The sequence below is a fragment of the Paracoccus sp. SSK6 genome, from assembly GCF_039770665.1.
In the GTDB taxonomy this organism is placed as follows: Bacteria; Pseudomonadota; Alphaproteobacteria; order Rhodobacterales; family Rhodobacteraceae; genus Paracoccus.
The window spans coordinates 77,774-96,457 of record NZ_JBDPNJ010000009.1; the positions used below are offsets into that span (position 1 = coordinate 77,774).

An 18,684-nucleotide genomic window follows, 5' to 3' on the forward strand; every position below is an offset into this window, starting at 1 on the left:
CGCCCATGTCCGACGCCCAAGACGCCCCGCAGCTTTACCTGATGATGCCCGCCGGGGCGCAGGCCTCGACCCTTGGGCCGCAACTGGCGGCGGTGATGGATGCATTCCCGGTCGCCTGCCTGCGCATCCGCGCGGGGGCCGAGGAGGATGAGCTGGGCCGCCTGGCCGATCTGGCGCGCGAGATCGCCCATGCGCGCGACGTGGCGGTGGTGATCGACGATCATGTGGCGCTGGCGCAGCGGCACGGGTTGGACGGGGTTCACCTGACCGATGGCGCGAAGGCCGTGCGCTATGCGCGCAAGGAACTGGGCGCAGATGCGATTGTCGGCTGCTTCTGCGGATCGTCGCGCCACGAAGGCATGAACGCGGGCGAGGCCGGGGCGGATTACGTCAGCTTCGGGCCGGTGGGTGCATCGGCCCTCTATCGCGGCGAGCCGGTGGAGCTTGAGTTGCTCCAGTGGTGGTCCGAGATGATCGAGGTTCCGGTCGTGGCCGAAGGCGCGATCACCCGCGAACTGCTGGAGCAGCTTTCGCCGGTCAGCGACTTCATCGCCATCGGGCCCGAGATCTGGACGGCCAGCGATCCGGTGGCGGCGCTGACCGCGCTCTGGGGCTAGATGTCGAAGCGTTCACGCGCCCCTGCGGCGAAGCGGCGCAGGATCAGCGGGTAAAGCTGGTGTTCGCGCTGAAGGACACGGGCGGCGAGCGTTTCCGGCGTGTCGCCCGGTTCGATGGGCACGCGCGCCTGGCCCAGGATCGGGCCTGCATCCAGATCGGTCGTGACCTCGTGGACGGTGGCGCCGGCCTCGGTATCCCCTGCTTCCAGGGCGCGCTTGTGGGTGTGAAGCCCTGGGTATTTGGGCAAAAGAGAAGGGTGGATGTTGAGCATCCGGCCTTCGAAGCGGTCGATGAAACCGGGCGTCAGGATGCGCATGAAGCCCGCAAGGCAGAGGATGTCGGGGCGCGCCTCCAGCAGCGGCTCCAGCAACGCGACCTCGAAGGCGGCGCGGTCGCCCTTGAAGGCGCGGTGATCCACGGCGGCGGTCGGCACGCCAAGCGCGGCGGCTTTCGCCAGACCCGCCGCCGCCGGATCGTTGGACGCCACCAGCACCGGCTGCGCAGGGTGGTCGCCCGACTGCATGTCCTCGACCAGGCGGACCATGTTCGATCCGCTGCCCGAAATCAGAATGGCGACTCGCTTCACGCAAGCGCCCCGCTGTAGCGCACGCCCTGCCCTGCCACGACACGACCCAGACGGTGGACCGTCTCGCCTTGCGCAGCCAGCAGGTCCGTCAGCGCATCGGCGCGTTCGGCGGCGACCGACAGGATCATGCCGATGCCGCTGTTGAAGGTCTTGAGCATCTCGGCCTGTTCGATCCCGCCCGCCTCGGCCAGCCAGCGGAAGACGGGCGGCAGGGACCACGCCGTCAAGTCGATCTCGGCCCCGAGATCCTTCGGCAGGACGCGCGGCAGGTTCTCGGTAATGCCGCCGCCGGTGATATGGGCCAGGGCATGGACGCCGCCCGCGCGGATCGCGGCAAGCGCGGGTTTCACGTAAAGCCGCGTCGGCGTCAGCAGCGCCGCGCCCAGTTCGCCCTCGCCAAAGGGCGAGGCGGCCTTCCAGCCAAGCCCCGCGCGTTCTGCGACCTTGCGCACCAGCGAATAACCATTGGAGTGAACGCCGTCCGAGGCGAGGCCCAGCAGCACGTCGCCCTCGACCACGCCCTGCGGCAGGGCCGTGCCGCGCTGCATGGCGCCGACCGCGAAACCCGCCAGGTCGAAGTCGCCGTCGTGATACATGCCCGGCATCTCGGCCGTCTCGCCGCCGATCAGGGCGCAGCCTGCCGCCTTGCAGCCGCGCGCGATGCTTTCGACGACGCGGGCGCCCTCATCGACGGACAGCTTGCCGGTGGCGAAATAGTCCAGGAAGAACAGGGGTTCCGCCCCCTGGCAAACCAGGTCGTTCACGCACATCGCGACCAGATCCTGGCCGATGCCGTCCAGATGCCCGGTATCGATGGCGATGCGCAGCTTGGTGCCCACGCCGTCGGTCGCAGCGACCAAGACCGGATCGTCATAGCCCGCCGCGCGTGGGTCGAACAGCGCGCCAAAGCCTCCAAGCGCGTCCATCACGCCGGGGCGCGCGGTCGCGGCGGCGGCGGGCTTGATGCGTTCCACAAGCGCATTGCCCGCGTCGATATCGACGCCCGCATCGCGATAGCTGATCCCGTTCCTGGTCATGGCGGCCCCCGGCTGAATGATGCGCCCCCGATAGCGGAAGCGTCCCACGGGGGCAACGGCGATCGGCGCTTGACCGAAGCAGGCGGGGCGATTAACCCCGAAGGCAGCGTTGGGCCTGTAGCTCAATGGTTAGAGCAGGGCGCTCATAACGCCTTGGTTGGGGGTTCGAGTCCCTCCGGGCCTACCATCCCAACGCAAATGCCCGCCGGGGTGAACCGACGGGCATCCGGGCTTCACGGAGCGGAAGCCAAGCGGACGATCAGGCGTCCAGCTTTTCGACCTTCGGCGCGGCCTTCGCGATCTCGATCCGGCGGGGCTTCAGGGCCTCGGGGATTTCGCGGACCAGGTCGATGTGCAGCATCCCGTCCACATGGCTGGCGCCTTCGACGCGCACGTGATCGGCAAGGGTGAACTTGCGTTCAAAGGCGCGGGTGGCGATGCCGCGATGCAGATAGGTGCGGCCGTCGTTTTCCTCGGCCTTGCGGGCCGAAACGATCACGGCACCGTCGCGGACCTCGACATTCAGGTCTTCGGGCGCAAAACCGGCCACGGCGATCGAGATGCGATAGGCGTCGTCGCCCGTCTTTTCGATGTTGTAGGGCGGATAGGTGGGGGCGGCGACGTCCGCCGACAGGGCGCGGTCCATCACGTCGGCCAGACGGTCAAAGCCGACCGAGGCACGATAAAGCGGGGTCAGGTCAAAATTGCGCATGGGTCACATCCTTCACAAGCGATGCAGTATGTTGCCCCCCGGTCGCCGGGCGGGCTGTCCACCGACGCCATCCTGGCCGCCGGTAACGCTGATTTAGGAGGCTAAGAGGCCCGTTCAAGACCCCCTGCGCAACCTTTTCAACGCCCCCGCTGCGCGGCTAGAAGGACGCATGGATCTGCTTTTGTCCCTGCCCGCCTCGCTTTCGGCCGCCGACCTGTCGGCGCTTGTCCTGCTGTTCGCCGTCTGGTTCGGCATCGGCTGGTTCACCGAACGGCCGCCTGCGGGCAAGCCTTCGGTATCCGTCCTGATGACGCGGTTCAGGCGCGAATGGATGATGAATTTCATCACCCGCGATCCGCGCATCTTCGACAGCAACATCCTGTCCAGCCTGCGCGAAGGCACGGCCTTCTTCGCATCGGCCTGCATGATCGCCACGGGGGGGATCCTGGCGCTGATCGGCAATACCGACCAGTTGCGCGGACTGGCGGCGGAACTGGCCCTGGAACGGCCGGGCGGGATCCTGTGGGAATTGAAGCTGCTGGTGACGATGTTCTTCGTCGTCAACGCCTTCTTGAAATTCGTCTGGGCGCACCGGCTATTCGGATATTGCGCGATCATGATGGCCGCCGTGCCGAACGACCCCGACGATCCGATGGCGCAGGACCGTGCCATGCAGGCGGCGGATCTGAACATCACCGCCGCGCGCAGCTTCAACGCGGGGCTGCGCAGCGTCTATTTCGCGCTTGGTTCGCTGGGGTGGCTGGCGGGGCCCTGGGCGCTGATCGTTGGCACCGCCGTCGTGCTGTACGTGACCTGGCGGCGCGAGTTCGCCTCGACCTCGCGCCAGGTGATCATGCGCAGTCTGCCACCGCCCCGCTTGCCCGATCATGCCAGACTGCCAGCGTCAGCACCAAGGCCCCCGCAGCCGTGAGCGCGATGCCGACATAGCCGCTGGAGGCCCAGCCCCAGCCCGCCGACAGCGCCAGCCCGGCCAGGAAGGGCCCAAGCGCGTTGGCGGCGTTGAAGGCCGCGTGGTTCATCGCGGCGGCCATGTTCTGCGCGCGCCCCGCGACATCCATCAGCCGGGTCTGCAGCGGGATTACCAGCCCCGCCCCCGCCGCCAGCAGGAAGGACGACAGCACCATCATCTGCCAGTTGCCGACTGCGAAGGACGCAAAGCCCTGCGTCGCGGCCATGGCGGCCAGGCTGACATAGGCGGCGCGGATCTGGCCCACGCGTTCCGTCAGCCGTCCCGCGGCCCAGGTGCCCAGCGTGCCGCCGACGCCAAAGACGCACAAGGCAAGCGGGATCGCATAGGCGGGGCCATCGGTCGTGGCGATCATCGCGGCGGTCAGGAAGGCATAGACGGCGAAGAAGCCGCCAAAGCCGATGGCGCCCACGGCCAGCAGCCATAGCACGCGCGGGTTGCGCAGGGCCTGCAGTTCATCCCAGGGCCGGGCGTTCGGGTTGCCGCCGACGCGGGGCGCGACCTTCAGGATCAGCCAGGCCGACAGCAGCGCGATGAAGCCCGGCAGTGCGAAGCCCCAGCGCCAGCCGATGCTCTGGCCCAGCCAGCCCGCCAGCGGCACGCCGACGATATTGGCGACGGTCAGGCCGATGATGACCTGCGCGGCGCCCCGCGCCCGGTGTTCGCGCGGCAGGGCATCGGCGGCGTACAGCATCGCGACGCCCAGAAACCCGCCATGCGGCAGACCGGCCAGAAACCGCATCCCGGTCAGCGCGGCCAGTCCCGGCAGGATCGCGGCGGCAATGTTCATCACGCCATAGAATGCCATTAACGCCGCAAGATACCGCCGACGCGGCAGCCGCGCGCCCATGATCGAGGTCAACGGCGCGCCAATCACCACGCCCAGGGCATAGGCGCTGATGACATGGCCCGCCTGCGGTTCCGTGATGCCCAGATCGCCCGCGAAATAGGGCAACAGGCCCATGGCCGCGAATTCCGACGTGCCGATGGCGAATGCGCCAAGGGCCAGCGCCAGGATGGCATGGCGAAGGTTACGGTTGTCTGTCATGGCGCGCGCGTTCCTGTGGGTGAATGCCCCACCATCTTTCTGCAACGCAGCAAAGGCAAGGCGAGCGTCAGTAGACCTGCATTGCGGGAAATGCAACCGTTACAGATACCCGCGCCGCAGCATGATCCAGACCACGAATGCCGCCAGAACCAGCAGGCCCAGCGTGACCGAGGCCGCGAAGCCAAGCGCCCTGCCCTGCCAGCGGGACAGTTCCCCCAGCGGCTGCAGATGCGCGGTCAGCGCCTGATGGGCGCGTGACAGTCGGGCCAGATCCAGTTGCCGGGCGATCTTCGGCTGGGCGGACAGCTGGTCCGCCTGCGCCAAGGCTGCGGCCTGCTTGCGCAAGCCCCGCGGCAGGGCCCCGCCCCGGCGGCGCAGCATGATGTGCAGCGGCGGGCGTTCGCCCCGGCGGGCGCCGCCAAAGCGGGCAGCGATCAGGCGCGACACCTCGTCGGCCATGTCGCGGATATCGTCGGGACTGGTTGCGTGGCGTGTCATGGCGCGCAGTCTAGCGATACTGGCGGGGCCGCGCCAGACGCTCTAGGATCGGCGGCATGAAACTGAATCACGCGATCTTCGGCAGCGGCGAAGGCTTGCCGGTCCTGCTGGTCCACGGCCTGTTCGGGCAGGGCCGCAACCTTGGCGCGCTGGCACGCAGGCTGGCGGAAGGGCGCCGCGTCGTCACGGTGGACATGCGCAACCACGGCGGCAGCTTCCACGATCCCGACCATGGCTATCCGGCGATGGCGGGCGATCTGGCCGATGCGATCGCGGATCTGGGAGGCCAGGTCGATCTGGTCGGGCATTCGATGGGCGGCAAGGCGTCAATGGTGCTGGCGCTGACCCGGCCCGCGATGGTGCGCAAGCTGGCGGTCATGGACATCGCGCCGGTGGCCTACGGCCATTCGCAGAACGCGCTGATCGACGCGATGGAGTCGCTGGACCTGTCCGCCATCGACCAGCGCAGCACCGCCGATGCGGCCTTGGCGGAACGGATAGAGGATCCGGGGATCCGGGCCTTCCTGCTGCAATCTCTGGACCTGAAGGCTGAGCCAAAGGCGTGGCGGTTGAACCTGCCCGCCCTGCGCGACCAGATGGACCGGCTGGTCGGCTGGCCCGACGACTTGCCCAAGGCCAGCTTCGACGGCCCGGTGCTGGAGGTCACGGGGGAACGGTCCGACTATGTGACCGCCGAAGGCCAGGCGGCGCTGCGCGGCTATTTCCCGCAGGCGCGCGTCGTCCGCGTCAAAGGCGCTGGGCATTGGCTGCACGCCGACGCGCCCGAGGCCGTGGCTCAGATTCTTGTCAGCTATCTGGGCGAGGGATAAGCGCGCCCCAGCAATCCAGGTCGAAGGTCACGACCCCGGTATCGCGCGGCACCCTGGCGCTGTCGCTGAAGGGGATGACCGCGCAGCCCGTCGCCTGCGCCGCCGCCTGTTCCATCAACGGGCGGATCACCGTGACCTGGGGGCGGGCGACGAAGTTCAGCCGCACCACCTGCGCCCGGTCGTCCTTGTGAAAGACCGCGAAGTCGATGCCCTGCAGGCGGATGTCATGGCGCACCGCTTCCATCATCCGGGGCGATGGCGTCGCGCAGGCGGCAAGGAGCAGCAGAAGAACAAGAACACGCATGGACCCTGTCTGCCACACCGGGCGTTAAGGGCGGGTTAACGGCCGCCCTGTTCCTCCAGCCGGTCGGCCAGGGATTCGGCCCGCGCGGCCAGTTCGGCCATGGCTTCCTTCAGGTCGGAGGGGATCACCGGAACCTCGACCCGCGGGGGATTGGCCTGCAGGCGGTTCAGGTGGCGTTCGGCCTTTTCGGCGCGTTCCTCCAAGGTCGCCACGCGGTCGGCCAGCATCAGCCCGGCCAGCAGCAGCAGGCGCGGTTCCGGCGTGCGGCCTGCCTGGGCCAGGATCTGCTGCGCCTCGGCATCCAGAACGGCGGCGGCGCGCTGCAGCAGGCGTTCCTCTCCGTCCTGGGCGGCGACGCGGTATTCCTTGTGCCCGATGATGAAATCGACTTCGGCCATTTACCTCTCCCCCTGCGCCCTGTCCGTGTCTTCGGGAACACCCCCCGCATCGCCCGCGATTTCCCCGGCGATTTCCGGCGTGGCGGCGGATGCTTCGTTTTCCGCAAGCAGGCGCTCGACCTCGGCCATCAGGGCGCCCAGTTGCGCGGTTTCGGCGGCGCGGGCGGCGCGCAGTGCCTCGATCTCGGCTTCCAGGGCGACGCTGACGGCCTCGATCCTGTCGCCATCGCCCGAGGCCGCCTGGATCAGCGCGCGGTTGGCCGCCGCCAGATCGTCATTGGCCGCAGCCAGCCGCGCGGCCTGTTCCGCCAGATCCTGCCCGCCTGCCCCGCTTGTGTGCCGCGACAACTGATCGGTCAGCGCGGCGATCTGCGCATGGGCCTGGTCCAGTTCCGCCCGCAGATCCGTATCCGGCGACCCTGCTGCAACACCGCCCCGATCCAGGAACTGGTCGATGCGGTCCAGGGCGGCACTGAGGCGGCGTTCGCTGACAGAGATATCGCTCATCGGCGGTCCTTTCAAAGCGTCCCCTTGGTTGTGGCATTGCGCCCGCCCCGTGACAAGCCTGCCGCTTGGCGCGACGCCTGCCGCGCCCTATAAGGCAGCCGACGAAAGGATATTGCCATGCGCGAAGCCACCATCACCCGCACCACCGCCGAAACGCAGATCGAGGTCACGCTGAACCTTGACGGCACCGGCGTTTATGACAACCAGACGGGGGTTGGCTTCTTCGACCACATGCTGGACCAGCTGTCGCGCCATTCGCTGATCGACCTGACGATCCGCGCCAAGGGCGACCTGCATGTGGACGACCACCACACGGTCGAGGATACGGGCATCGCCATCGGCCAGGCCCTGACCCGCGCGCTTGGCGACAAGAAGGGCATCCGCCGTTACGGCAGCTTCCTGCTGGGGATGGACGATTCGCTCGTCCGCGCGGCGCTGGATCTGTCGGCCCGGCCCTTCCTGGTGTGGAACGTCGATCTCCCGACCGAGAAGATCGGGACATTCGACACCCAGCTTGTCCGGGAATTCTTCCAGGCCCTGTCCACCCATGGAGGCATCACGCTGCATGTGGACCGCCTCCACGGCATCAACAGCCACCACATCGCCGAGGCCGCCTTCAAGGCCGTGGCCCGCGCGCTGCGCGAGGCGGTCGAGCCCGATCCGCGCATGGCAGGTGTGCTGCCCTCCACCAAGGGGGCACTGTGATGCGGGTCGCGCTGATCGACTATGACAGCGGCAACCTGCACTCGGCGGAAAAGGCGTTCCAGTTGATGGGCCGCGATGCCGGGGCCGAGATCGTCGTGACCTCGGACCCGCAGGTGGCTGCCAAGGCCGACCGCATCGTGCTGCCGGGCGACGGCGCCTTCCCCGCCTGCCGCCGTGCCCTGGGCGAGGTGGACGGCATGGCCGAGGCGCTGCGCGAGGCGGTGCTGGGACGCGGCGTGCCCTTCATGGGCATTTGCGTGGGGATGCAGATGCTGGCGACGACGGGGCACGAATACCGTGAAACCGCCGGTCTGGACTGGATCGGAGGAGAGGTTGCGGCCATCGCCGCGCCGGGGCTCAAGGTGCCGCACATGGGCTGGAACGATCTGGTGATAGACCGCCCCCATCCGGTGCTGGAGGGGATCGGGACGGGCGATCACGCCTATTTCGTCCACAGCTGGCAGTTCCAGGTTTCGGACCCGGCGCATCTGCTGGCGCATGTTGATTACGGCGGTCCCGTGACGGCGGTGGTGGGGCGCGACAACATCGTCGGCATGCAGTTCCACCCGGAAAAATCCCAGGCGGTCGGCCTGCGCCTCATCGCCAACTTCCTTCGCTGGAAGCCCTGAGACAGGGCCGTCGCCCCATGACCTGACCTAGCGGCACGAGCAGCGGCTGATCCGGCCAGCGGACCCGATCAACCGCTGCGACCGGATGCCCCCGGCCGGGCCGGGGACATCGCGCTGTCACTTGACGGTTATGCGGCCATCCAGGACTGGCTGATAAGCGCCGTCATGCGCGCCAAGATAGGCCGCGACGACCTCGGCCAGGTCGGGACCGAAGTCATAGGCGTTCTGCGCCTTGGTTTCAAAGACATCATAGCCGTCGCCACCCGACCGCATGTAGTTGTTCGACGCGACCCCATAGGTCGCGTTGGGATCGATGGGCTTCCACTCGCCATCCGCCATGACCATCACGTCGCTGATGCGCTTGCCCGCCTCGGCTGCGGGATCGACGGTGTACTTCAGCCCCGCGACCTGCGCGAAACGGCCCGCGCCTTCCTCGTACTGGCTGGCGCCGTTTTCCAGCGCGGCAACCACGTCCGAGCCCTTCATCTGGAACGTGGCAAGCGTGTTCTGGAACGGCAGGACGGTATAGACCTCGCCCATCGAGACCGGCCCCTGGTCGATGGATGCGCGCAGGCCCCCGCCATTGGCGATGGCGATGGTCACGCCCTGGTCCTTGACCCGGTCCAGCATCGCATCGGCCACAAGGTTGCCCATCTCGCATTCCCTGGCGCGGCAACTGGTGCGGTCGCCGTCGATGGGGCCTGCGGTTTCCGCGACGATCTTCTGGCGAAGCTCTTCGATCGGGGCGGCCATTTCCTTGACGCGCGCGGCGATGGCCTCGTCCTCGGAGACGGAATTGTCCAGCAGGATCGGCTCGCCCTCGACCTTGGTCAGCTTGCCCTTGTCGTCGAAGGTCAGCGTCAGGTGGCCCAGGTATTTGGAATAGGCATAGGCGGTGGCGACCGGAACCTCGGTCCCGTCCGGCCCGGCGACCATGGTGGGATAGGGCCCCTCGGCCTTCTCCATGTCGCCCAGCAGCGTGTGCGAATGTCCGCCGATGATCGCGTCTAGTCCCGGAACCTCTTTCGCGAAGTCCTGGTCGCGCAGATAGCCCACATGGGTCAGCGCGATGATCTTGTTGACGCCCTGGTCGGTCAGTTCCTGCACATCGGCCTTGAGGCTCTCGATGTCGTCTTGGAAGATCACCGACGCGCCGGGCGAAGAGGTTTCCGGCGTGTCCATCGCCAGGGCCGAGACGATGCCGATCTTTTCGCCGCCGACCTCCAGGGTGATGACATTATCGACCTTGTCCTTCAGCACGTTCGACTGCGACAGATCCAGGTTGCCGGACACGACCGGGAAGCGCACCCCGTCTGCCAGGATCGCCAGCCCCTCGGGGCCGTTGTCAAATTCGTGGTTGCCGACCGCCATGGCGTCATAGCCGATGGCGGTCATGAACTCGACCACGTCCTTGCCCTTGTAGGTCGTGTAGAACAGCGATCCCTGGTACTGGTCGCCCGCATCCAGCACGATGACATTGCCGCCCTCGGCCCGGATCCTGTCGCGCAACTCCTTGACCTTGGACGCCACGCGCGCCACGCCGCCAAAGCATTCGCCCGCATCCTTCGCTTCCTGGTCGCAGGTGCTGTCATATGCGTTGATCGCCTCGATGCGGCTGTGCAGGTCATTGGTGTGGAGGATGTGCAGCACCGTTTCGGCCTGCGCCGATCCTGCAAAAAGCGCCGCGGCGGATACGGCGGTCAAAAGGCGGAATGCCATCGGTGATTCCTTTCTTGCCCAGGGGACTGATCGAAAGGAAGATTGGCGCAGGGCTGCCGGGGGGTCAAATGACGGAATCTTGGCAGCGGCTCACTTGACCCAACCGTTCGCCCCGGCGCAAATGCCGCCATGATGATCTACAAGATTCTTCGCGCCGGGGAATGGGCGCGGCTTCAGGCCCAGGGGATGACAGAAGGTGCGCCGGTCGATCTGGCCGACGGCTTCGTGCATTTCTCGACCGCCGCGCAACTGCCGGTCACGCTGTCCAGGCACTTTTCGGCCGAGGAAAACCTGACGCTGCTGGCCTGCGATACGTCCCGCCTTGGCGGTGATCTCCGGTGGGAACCCTCGCGCGGCGGGGATCTGTTCCCGCATCTCTACCGCCCGCTGAGGCTGGACGACATTGCCTGGTCGCGCGACATCCTGTCCGGTCAGAACGGCCACGAAACAGGACCGCTGGAATGAACCTTGTGGAAAAAGCCGGTCTGGCCGCCTTGCACAGGCTGGACCCGGAACGCGCGCATGACCTGTCGATCCGCGCGCTGTCGTCGGGCTTGGTGCCATTGCCGGGGACGCCGGTCACGTCCGACAGGCTTCGCACCAGCCTTGCGGGGCTTGACCTGCCGAACCCGGTGGGGCTTGCCGCCGGTTACGACAAGAACGCAAGGGCCGTGGCTCCCCTGATGCGCGCGGGCTTCGGCTTCATCGAACTGGGCGCCGCCACCCCGCGCCCGCAGCCCGGCAACCCGCAGCCCCGCCTGTTCCGCCTGACCAAAGACCGCGCGATCATCAACCGCTTCGGCTTCAACAACGAGGGCGCGCAGGTCATCGCATCCCGGATGGCCAGACGGCCAGCAGGGATTCCCGTCGGGCTGAACATCGGCGCGAACAAGGACAGCAGCGACCGGGCCGCGGACTTTGCAGCCGTCGTGGACATTGCGGGTGCATCGGCGGATTTCCTGACCGTCAACGTGTCCTCGCCCAATACCGAACGCCTGCGCGACCTGCAGGGTGCGGACGCCTTGGCGGCGCTTCTGCGCGGCGTGCTTCAGGCGCGGGATCGGCTGGCGCAGCGGCGCCCGGTCTTCCTGAAGATCGCCCCCGACCTGAGCGACGGCGAGATTGCCGATATCGCAGCCGTCGCCTCTGAATGCCGCGTCGATGGCATCATCGCGACCAACACCACCCTGTCGCGGAACAACCTGTCCGCTCCCCAAGCCGCGCAGGTGGGCGGGCTGTCGGGCAAACCGCTCTTTCATCGCTCGACCATTGTTCTGGCGAAGCTTTATCAGGCGACAAGCGGCGCCATCCCCCTGATCGGCGTGGGCGGCATCGCCTCGGCCGATGACGCGTGGGAGAAGATCCGGGCCGGCGCAAGCGCGGTGCAGATCTATTCGGCGCTGATCTATCAGGGCTTTTCGCTGGTCACGCAGATCGCGAAGGGCCTGGACAAGCGCCTGCGGATCGAAGGCACGACATTGGCCGAGCTTCGCGGCAGCGGCGCCGCCGACTGGTCTCAAAGATAGTCTTCGCCCAGGCCCAGCAACTGGTTCATGCTGTGCGACGGCTCGGAACAGCCGGCGTCGCCCACGATCCGCGCGGGCACGCCAGCCACCGTCTTGCATGAAGGCACATCCTGCAGGACCACCGAACCGGCGGCGATGCGCGAATGGTGGCCGACATGGATATTGCCCAGCACCTTGGCCCCTGCCCCGATCATCACCCCGTCGCCGATCTTGGGATGACGGTCGCCATCCTCCTTGCCGGTGCCGCCAAGTGTGACGGAATGCAGCATCGACACATCGTTGCCGACGGTCGCCGTTTCGCCGATGACGATGGAATGGGCGTGGTCGATCATCACCCCGGTGCCGATGACCGCCGCCGGATGGATGTCCACGCCAAAGCATTCCGAACACCGCATCTGCACGAAATAGGCCATGTCGCGCCGTTCCTGCTGCCACAGCCAATGCGCCATGCGATAGGCCTGCAGCGCCTGGAAACCCTTGAAGAACAGGATCGGCTGCAACAGCCGGTGCGTCGCCGGATCGCGGTCATAGACCGCCATCAGGTCGGCGCGCGCCGCATCCCCCAGTTCGGGCGAGGTGCGATAAGCCTGGTCCGCGATCTCGCGCAGGATCTGTTCGCTCATCTCGCCGCTGGCCAGCTTCAGGGAAAAGCGATAGGCCAGCGCCGCTTCCAGGCTGGAATGGTGCAGCAGCCCCGCATGAATCAAGGATCCCAGCAACGGTTCGTCCCGAACCGCTGCCCGCCCCTCATCGCGCAATTGCGACCAGATCGCATCGCGATCAAGCCCCAGGGTCTTGCTGCCTTGCATCGTCATGTCAGGGCTCCGCGCCAGTCTTGCGCCTTCTTAACGCGAAGCAGCGGCAGAGAAAAGGACAGCCGTCAATCGGGCAGCCGCAGTTCCAGCCAGTGGACGGCCAGCTTCACCTTGCCTCCGGTGAACGCGCCCCCTTCGCCCGTCATCAGCAGGTTCGCGCTGCTGTAATAGGTCATGGGCGTGCCCAGCATCCCGCGCGCCCAGGAACCCGTGTCCTTGCCCAGGCCCTGGCCAAAGCGGTTGTTGGAATCCGCCGTCCCCAATCGCCAGGTTTGAAGCGTTCCGGTCAGCGCCTGCGTGACCCGCGCAACCGCGCCGATCACCATGACGCTTGCCGGAATGGCGATGCCGGTGTCGAAGACAGCACCCGCCCGGACCGTCACCTCGCTTTCGGTCATCCCGAAGGCCAGGCCCGCCCCCATGGTGCCGAACGTGGCGGCACCGATGAACCAGGCCTGCCCGTCGAAGAACGCCTCGGTGCCACGATCGGCGACAAAGGCCCGCATCCCGCGCGACGGGCAGACGAAGACCCACCCGCCGTTCGCCCCTACGGCAATGCTGCCCGCGTGTCCTGACCATGCCTCTGCCGCGCCTTGCGGAACCCCCCAGCATTGCCCGTCGATCACCGCTGCGGGAGGGGCGACAACCGTCACGCTTTCCAGCACGGGGTTGGTCAGGCCGTCCAGCCGCATCAGCGCCTCGTTGACGGTGACGTGCTTCTGGGCCTGCGCGGATTGCAGCAATGGCAGTTGCAGGCGCATGGTTTCATTCGACATTGATGATTCTCCTGGCGTAAGGGCCCGCACCGAACTGGTCGGACAGTTGCGCAACAGCCACGGTAAAGGCGCCGCCACGATGGGCGGCGCTCCAGATGTCTTCGGGAACGGTGTATTCCGTCGCGCCGGTATCGGCCTCGTGCAGCACGACGCCGCCCTGCAAAAGGCGCAGGCGATAGCGTTCGCGAACCTCGCCCAGCGGGATGTCCGCGCCGTCCCATCCATCGCCATCGACACGGCTGCGGCGGATCCAGGACAGCGTGCGTCCCCTGGCGCGCAGATGGCAGGGCGCATAGAGCCGCAGCCCGATCCCCCGTGCCTCGGTCACCTGCGCGCGATAGCTGGGATCGTCAAAGGCCCGCCGCGCGGGACCGATGCGCCAGAAGCGTTCCTGCCCGCGGGCCGAGGGCGGCAGGCTGACCTGCTGCGGCGCACCGTCCAGCAGCACGACGACGCTGCCCTTTGGCCAGGCGTCCGGCATGATGCCGTCGGTGCCCGCCTGCCCGCGCAGCCTTTGGCCGATCTCCCACAAATCCTTGCCGACCGGGACCGCCCTGGAAAACTGGATCACCTCCCAGTTCTCCATGGATCCGTCGCCGATCGCCAGGGTGTTCGACCCCGCCAGCAAGGCTTTCATCCCGACCGACCGCAGCGAAGCGTCCTTCAGACGGATGCGCAGCGGCGCCCCCCGGTCAATGACGCCCGGACGCGCGCGCAGCAGCGGCGCCTCGGTGCGCCCGATGAACGCCCGCCTGGTCAGCACCGTGTTCAGATCGAACCCGCCATCGCTCTCGATCGAGGAATAGGCGACCACCGACCCCGGCCAGGGTTTCGCCGTCGCCGCCAGATAGGGCGCGTGCGGCTGTTCATCCCCTTTCAGCAGCGGCAGGTCCATGAACAGCGCCCAGACCGGCAAGGTCGGGGTATAACGGTTGATGATCCCGTCATCCTCGTTCGTGACAGCCTGCTGGTAGACGCCAGGCTCGACCCGCACCGCATCGACGGTGATGGCGCCCGCGCGCTCTACCCGGTCGATCCGCCACTGCTTCGGCTCGGCCCGGCCGTCATCCATGCGGATCACGTCCCCCGGCCCCAGATCGGAAACCGAAGGCGGCAGGGCAAAGCGCGCCGTATCGCGCGAGACGACCGCTTCCGCCAGCCAACGCTCGGCAATGGCGCGGCCTTCGGCGCGCGTCAGCGACATCGCGAATTCGCTGTCGCTGACCGTGTTGCCATCCACATCGGCCAGGCTGGCCTCGGCCGTGGCGGTGGCATAATCCCCGCCCGCCTCGACATGGGTCAGCCGCAAGCGTCCCGACAGTTCCGCCTGGGCCTGCCGGACGGTTTCAAAGTCACTGACCTCCTCGCCGATGGCCAGATGCTCGCGCCCCAGGCTGCGCTTGACCCGCCCGTCGCGCGGCAGGAACCGCAGGCAACCGTCACGCTCGACCGCGTCGATGCCATGCGCCAGCAGAAGCGGCTGCAAACCCGCGCGCGAGGTTTCTCCGCCGCCGACCTGAAAGCCGCGGACAACGCCGGTGACTTCGCTGGTATCGAAACTGCTGACGCCCGCCTCGCGGCAGATATCGGCAATGACCGACGCCAGCATCACAGACCCCGCCCGGCCGTTCAGCCAATGGCCGCGCTGCCAGGCCGGGCCGTCCGACCACAGATCCGGCCGCCCCGGAAAGGCGGGATAGGGCCGCGCGTCCCAGCACCAGACATGCGCGCGGTCCAGATCCAGCATCCGCCGGCCATCGGCCATGGCCGGATTGTTGGCGGGCTTCGACCAATAGGACATGACCGCCTGAATATAACCCGCCTGGATCGCGTCGTCGCGCTGCCCGTTGGAATAATGGGGCAGCGTGCTTTCCGAACTCATGGCATCCAGAAACTTGTTGGGCTGGTTCGTCGCCTTGTCCAGCGCGGCGCAGCCGTATTCCGTGAACCAGATCGGCTTCGATCCCGGCACCCAACCCGTCGCCTGCCGCGACCGCACGCCCTGCGGGCGGTCGTAATGCAGGTTCTGCCACCAGCTTTTCAGATCCTTGTATTTCCAGACCCAGGCCTCGTCATAGGCGCCGTCCGTGATCGGCGTGCGCCGCTGGGCATCGCGGTCGGCGTCGCTGGCATAATACCAGTCGAACCCCTCGCCCCCGCAGACATTGGCCTCCAGGTAATCCGGGTTTCCGATGCGGCCCCAATGGGCGTCCAGATGCTCCTCTCTATCCCGCCAGTCGGACAGCGGCATGTAGTTGTCGATCCCGATGAAGTCGATGTCAGGATGCGCCCAAAGCGGGTCGAGGTGGAAGAACAGCTCGCCCCCGCCCGGATGATGGCCGAAATATTCCGACCAGTCCGCAGCATAGCCGATCTTGACCGACGGCCCCAGGATCGTGCGGACATCGGCGGCCAGGCGGCACAACTGCTGCACGGCGGGATAGCTGTTCCCGGCGCCGCGGATCTGCGTCATCCCGACCATCTCGGAGCCGATCAGGAAGGCGTCGATCCCGCCCGCCGCCGCGCAGAGATGCGCGTAATGCAGGATGAACCGGCGATAGGACCATTCGTCCGGCCCGTTGTAGCGCACCCTGCCGCCATCCCGCACGAAGTCACCCACGGCGGCGGCGCCAAAGAACGCCTCGACTTCGGCCGCAGCCGCCACCGTGCCATCGACCGACCCCGCCCGCCCCGGCGCGACCGAGGTCGTGATCCGCCCGCGCCACGGCATGACCGGCTGTTCCTCGGCGCCATAGGGGTCGGGCAGCCTGTTGCCCGCCAGTTGCTCCATCAGGATGAAGGGATAGAAGATCGCCTTCCGCCCCGATGCCGCGATGGCCCGCAGCCCCTCGACAACCGCCTGATCCGCAGGCGTTCCGCCATAGATCGGGCGGTCGTTGACGCGCGAAACCTGGGCCGCCTTCGCGCGGTCGATGCCCGCCACCGTCCAGGGCATCTCGTCCCCGTCGATCTCCTTCTGCTCGACCTTGGGCTGCACGGTGCAGCGGTTGATGCGCAGGTCGCTGCCGAACCAGGACACGACCATCGACACCGAACCCACCTTCGGCAACTCGCGCCCCAGGATATTCATCGAGGCCGTGAAGTCCGTCCCGCCCATCGGCGTGTTCACGTTGGTTGACCGCAACTCGCCCAGGCCCAGATCCTGATTGACCGGCGTCGTCGCCAGCGAATATTCGCCCGTTCCGGGAATCAGCGCCACCGCCTGCACGTCGCGGCACAAGCCGCTGCCGTCCTGCGCGGGCGATGTCACCTCGAAGCTCAACTGCGGCATCCGGTTGCCCCAGGGCTCCAGGTTCAGATCCTCCAGCACCACATAGGCCAACCCGCGATAGGCCGGCGCCCCATCGCCCTCATGCGCGGCAATGGCGGGGTCGGGCTGCTGAACCTCGTCGCCGTTATAGACCCGCATGTTCAGGTCATCGGCCGAGATTTCCTCGCCATCCGCCCAGACGCGGCCCACGCCCAGGATGCGCCCTTCGCACAGCGCCAGCGCGACCGACAGGCGATAGCTGATCTGCGTCACCTTGGACTTGGGCGCACCCTTGCCGCCGCCCGCCTCCTCGGACCGCGCGACCTCCTCCAGGGGCGAGGCCCAGATGACATGGCCCGGCAGGCGCATCTGCCCCCAGATGCGCGGGATGGCCCAGCCCGCAGCGGTCTCGCCCTTCTCGACCAGCACTTCATAGCTGGCGGATTCGATGGTCACGACATTGGCCAGCTTGCGCAGGGACGCGCCCGCGCGCAGCACGTTCTGCACGGTTTCCGCCACCTGCGGCGCGGCCAGGAAGCCGCCGTCGCTGGCGACCGTCAGGCCCTTTTCCTCGATGACCAGGCCGCGCAGCCCGTCATCGTCGCCGCTGCGCAGATAGCCGTTGAACGCCTTCTGGTGGGGCACCTCGACCTCGGCGGTGGCGGACAGCGGGGTGCGGCCACGAAGGGCGGTCTTGCGGTCAAGTATGGTCATGCGTTCGTCCTGTGCATTGAGTTTCTTCTGAATGTCGTCCCGAAAGCCCTTGAGTTCGCTGACGAACCCCAACATGGCCCCCTTCAGGTCGGCGGCCGTGCCGCCACCCTCCGCGGCTTTCACCTCGGTCATGGTCTTTCTCCTCATCGCGATGATCGGGGCCGACCCGCCCCTGTTTTTCGGACCGCCGTAACGGCCCAAACCCGTAGGGTGCGTGCTTGCACGCACCGCTTAACCTCAAACCCGCAAAGCCTCCGCAGCCGCCGAAAACAGCGCCGCCACCTCGCGCAGGTCGTCCGCCTCCTTGCGGCCCACCTTGGCCTCGGGCAGCATCGGGAAGGTGACCAGAGACACCTCCCACAACTCGACCTCGGCCAGCACGCGGTGGCCCTGCCTGTCCCGTTCCGCGCGGATCGTGCGATAGCCGATCGACAGCCCGTCGATGGCCCCCGCCTGAATCAGGGCCGCAGCCTCGCGCGCCTGCGCCACCTCGGGCAGCAGGCGGCCCTTGACCCACAAGCCCTTTTCGTCCTCGCGGATCTCGTCCCAGACGCCGATGGGCTTCTGCGGATCGTGCTGCCACAGCATCCGCACCTTGTCCCCCTTGGCCGCCATCCGCGCGAGCGACGCCGCAAAGGCCCCCGGCGCCACCGCGTCGCCGCCCTGGTCGGTCAGGCCGAACAGGCTGGCATAGCCCTCGATCACCTGCCCATCGCTCAGGACGGGCGCGCCGCCCGCGAATTTCACCTCAAGTCCCGGAACCATCCGTCAGCCTCCTTTCGGCGCGAATTCCAAAATGCCCTGCACCGCCTGCGTCAGGATCACCGCGACGACGCCATAGACGGTCATCCACAGCCGCCGCTCCAGCCCCTCGATCAGCGTCTCGATCCGCTCCAGCCGCTTTTCCATGGTGCCGAATTGCAGCGCCATGATCCGTTCCTGGGCCTCGAACCGCTGCTCGTGCCAGCCGAAGCCGTCCTTGACAAAGCGCGACCCCTCCATG

The 18,684-nt window shown here is 67.3% G+C and carries 21 protein-coding genes and 1 tRNA gene; 8 read left to right on the forward strand and 14 right to left on the reverse strand.

The features are described from left to right. Positions 1–5 precede the first annotated feature (5 nt). Positions 6–617, forward strand: coding sequence for a thiamine phosphate synthase (locus AAIL68_RS08545; RefSeq protein WP_347139356.1), 612 nt, complete (start codon positions 6–8; stop codon positions 615–617). Here AAIL68_RS08545 and purN read toward each other — a convergent pair. Together purN and purM are read right to left on the reverse strand one after the other, a co-directional pair. Continuing rightward, positions 614–1,204 (reverse strand): phosphoribosylglycinamide formyltransferase, encoded by a 591-nt coding sequence (gene purN / locus AAIL68_RS08550; protein ID WP_347139357.1) that lies wholly within the window; start codon positions 1,202–1,204, stop codon positions 614–616. The genes AAIL68_RS08545 and purN overlap by 4 nt on opposite strands. Further along, positions 1,201–2,241, reverse strand: coding sequence for a phosphoribosylformylglycinamidine cyclo-ligase (gene purM / locus AAIL68_RS08555; RefSeq protein ID WP_347139358.1), 1,041 nt, complete (start codon positions 2,239–2,241; stop codon positions 1,201–1,203). The genes purN and purM overlap by 4 nt, the downstream gene beginning before the upstream one ends. A gap of 111 nt (positions 2,242–2,352) precedes the next feature. Between purM and AAIL68_RS08560 the strand changes: the two genes are divergently transcribed. Then, positions 2,353–2,428: transfer RNA gene (locus AAIL68_RS08560), tRNA-Ile, on the forward strand. A gap of 72 nt (positions 2,429–2,500) precedes the next feature. Here the strand turns inward: AAIL68_RS08560 and AAIL68_RS08565 are convergent. Further along, on the reverse strand, positions 2,501–2,953 hold the full coding sequence (locus AAIL68_RS08565) for an Hsp20 family protein (protein WP_347139359.1): 453 nt from the start codon (positions 2,951–2,953) through the stop codon (positions 2,501–2,503). A 169-nt stretch (positions 2,954–3,122) separates the two neighbouring features. Here AAIL68_RS08565 and AAIL68_RS08570 point away from each other — a divergent pair, with 169 nt between their 5' ends. Continuing rightward, the gene (locus tag AAIL68_RS08570; protein WP_347139360.1) at positions 3,123–3,884 is read left to right on the forward strand and encodes a DUF599 domain-containing protein; all 762 of its coding nucleotides are present in this window, start codon (positions 3,123–3,125) and stop codon (positions 3,882–3,884) included. On the opposite strand, the gene AAIL68_RS08575 is transcribed toward AAIL68_RS08570, so the two are convergent. Continuing rightward, entirely contained in the window at positions 3,805–4,989 is a 1,185-nt protein-coding gene (locus tag AAIL68_RS08575) for an MFS transporter (protein ID WP_347139361.1), read from the reverse strand. The two genes, AAIL68_RS08570 and AAIL68_RS08575, sit on opposite strands and share 80 nt — an antisense overlap. 99 nt (positions 4,990–5,088) lie before the next feature. After that, a complete protein-coding gene (locus AAIL68_RS08580) occupies positions 5,089–5,487 on the reverse strand; it encodes a hypothetical protein (RefSeq protein ID WP_347139362.1) in 399 nt (132 codons plus the stop codon). A 56-nt stretch (positions 5,488–5,543) separates the two neighbouring features. Between AAIL68_RS08580 and AAIL68_RS08585 the strand changes: the two genes are divergently transcribed. Continuing rightward, positions 5,544–6,317, forward strand: coding sequence for an alpha/beta fold hydrolase (locus tag AAIL68_RS08585; protein WP_347139363.1), 774 nt, complete (start codon positions 5,544–5,546; stop codon positions 6,315–6,317). Here the strand turns inward: AAIL68_RS08585 and AAIL68_RS08590 are convergent. Genes AAIL68_RS08590 through AAIL68_RS08600 form a run of 3 tightly spaced genes read right to left on the reverse strand, consistent with a single transcriptional unit; the run spans position 6,295 to position 7,526 of the window. Further along, positions 6,295–6,621: a hypothetical protein gene (locus AAIL68_RS08590; RefSeq protein WP_347139364.1), complete on the reverse strand. Its 327-nt coding sequence runs from the start codon at positions 6,619–6,621 to the stop codon at positions 6,295–6,297. The two genes, AAIL68_RS08585 and AAIL68_RS08590, sit on opposite strands and share 23 nt — an antisense overlap. Before the next feature lie 35 nt (positions 6,622–6,656). Then, positions 6,657–7,019, reverse strand: a complete 363-nt coding sequence (locus tag AAIL68_RS08595; protein WP_347139365.1) for a cell division protein ZapA — start codon at positions 7,017–7,019, stop codon at positions 6,657–6,659. Next, positions 7,020–7,526, reverse strand: a complete 507-nt coding sequence (locus AAIL68_RS08600; protein ID WP_347139366.1) for a hypothetical protein — start codon at positions 7,524–7,526, stop codon at positions 7,020–7,022. A 117-nt stretch (positions 7,527–7,643) separates the two neighbouring features. Here AAIL68_RS08600 and hisB point away from each other — a divergent pair, with 117 nt between their 5' ends. Together hisB and hisH are read left to right on the forward strand one after the other, a co-directional pair. Beyond that, a complete protein-coding gene (hisB, locus tag AAIL68_RS08605; protein WP_347139367.1) occupies positions 7,644–8,231 on the forward strand; it encodes an imidazoleglycerol-phosphate dehydratase HisB in 588 nt (195 codons plus the stop codon). Next, positions 8,231–8,860, forward strand: a complete 630-nt coding sequence (gene hisH, locus AAIL68_RS08610) for an imidazole glycerol phosphate synthase subunit HisH (protein WP_347139368.1) — start codon at positions 8,231–8,233, stop codon at positions 8,858–8,860. Before hisB ends, hisH begins: the two co-directional genes overlap by 1 nt. Positions 8,861–8,977: 117 nt before the next feature. Here hisH and AAIL68_RS08615 read toward each other — a convergent pair whose 3' ends face one another. After that, the gene (locus AAIL68_RS08615) at positions 8,978–10,579 is read right to left on the reverse strand and encodes a bifunctional metallophosphatase/5'-nucleotidase (RefSeq protein WP_347139369.1); all 1,602 of its coding nucleotides are present in this window, start codon (positions 10,577–10,579) and stop codon (positions 8,978–8,980) included. A 129-nt stretch (positions 10,580–10,708) separates the two neighbouring features. Between AAIL68_RS08615 and AAIL68_RS08620 the strand changes: the two genes are divergently transcribed. Beyond that, the gene (locus tag AAIL68_RS08620; RefSeq protein WP_347139370.1) at positions 10,709–11,044 is read left to right on the forward strand and encodes a DUF952 domain-containing protein; all 336 of its coding nucleotides are present in this window, start codon (positions 10,709–10,711) and stop codon (positions 11,042–11,044) included. After that, positions 11,041–12,105, forward strand: a complete 1,065-nt coding sequence (locus AAIL68_RS08625; protein ID WP_347139371.1) for a quinone-dependent dihydroorotate dehydrogenase — start codon at positions 11,041–11,043, stop codon at positions 12,103–12,105. Before AAIL68_RS08620 ends, AAIL68_RS08625 begins: the two co-directional genes overlap by 4 nt. On the opposite strand, the gene cysE is transcribed toward AAIL68_RS08625, so the two are convergent. From cysE to AAIL68_RS08650, 5 genes are all read right to left on the reverse strand, one after another. Further along, a complete protein-coding gene (gene cysE / locus AAIL68_RS08630) occupies positions 12,096–12,914 on the reverse strand; it encodes a serine O-acetyltransferase (RefSeq protein ID WP_347139414.1) in 819 nt (272 codons plus the stop codon). The two genes, AAIL68_RS08625 and cysE, sit on opposite strands and share 10 nt — an antisense overlap. Positions 12,915–12,985: 71 nt before the next feature. Next, the gene (locus AAIL68_RS08635) at positions 12,986–13,696 is read right to left on the reverse strand and encodes a DUF2793 domain-containing protein (RefSeq protein ID WP_347139372.1); all 711 of its coding nucleotides are present in this window, start codon (positions 13,694–13,696) and stop codon (positions 12,986–12,988) included. Further along, complete coding sequence (locus tag AAIL68_RS08640) at positions 13,686–17,813, reverse strand: phage major capsid protein (RefSeq protein ID WP_347139373.1); 4,128 nt, start codon at positions 17,811–17,813, stop codon at positions 13,686–13,688. Before AAIL68_RS08640 ends, AAIL68_RS08635 begins: the two co-directional genes overlap by 11 nt. Before the next feature lie 105 nt (positions 17,814–17,918). Beyond that, on the reverse strand, positions 17,919–18,446 hold the full coding sequence (locus AAIL68_RS08645; protein ID WP_347139374.1) for an HK97 family phage prohead protease: 528 nt from the start codon (positions 18,444–18,446) through the stop codon (positions 17,919–17,921). Positions 18,447–18,449: 3 nt separating this feature from the next. Further along, positions 18,450–18,683, reverse strand: coding sequence for a hypothetical protein (locus tag AAIL68_RS08650; RefSeq protein ID WP_347139375.1), 234 nt, complete (start codon positions 18,681–18,683; stop codon positions 18,450–18,452). Position 18,684: the final 1 nt, after the last annotated feature.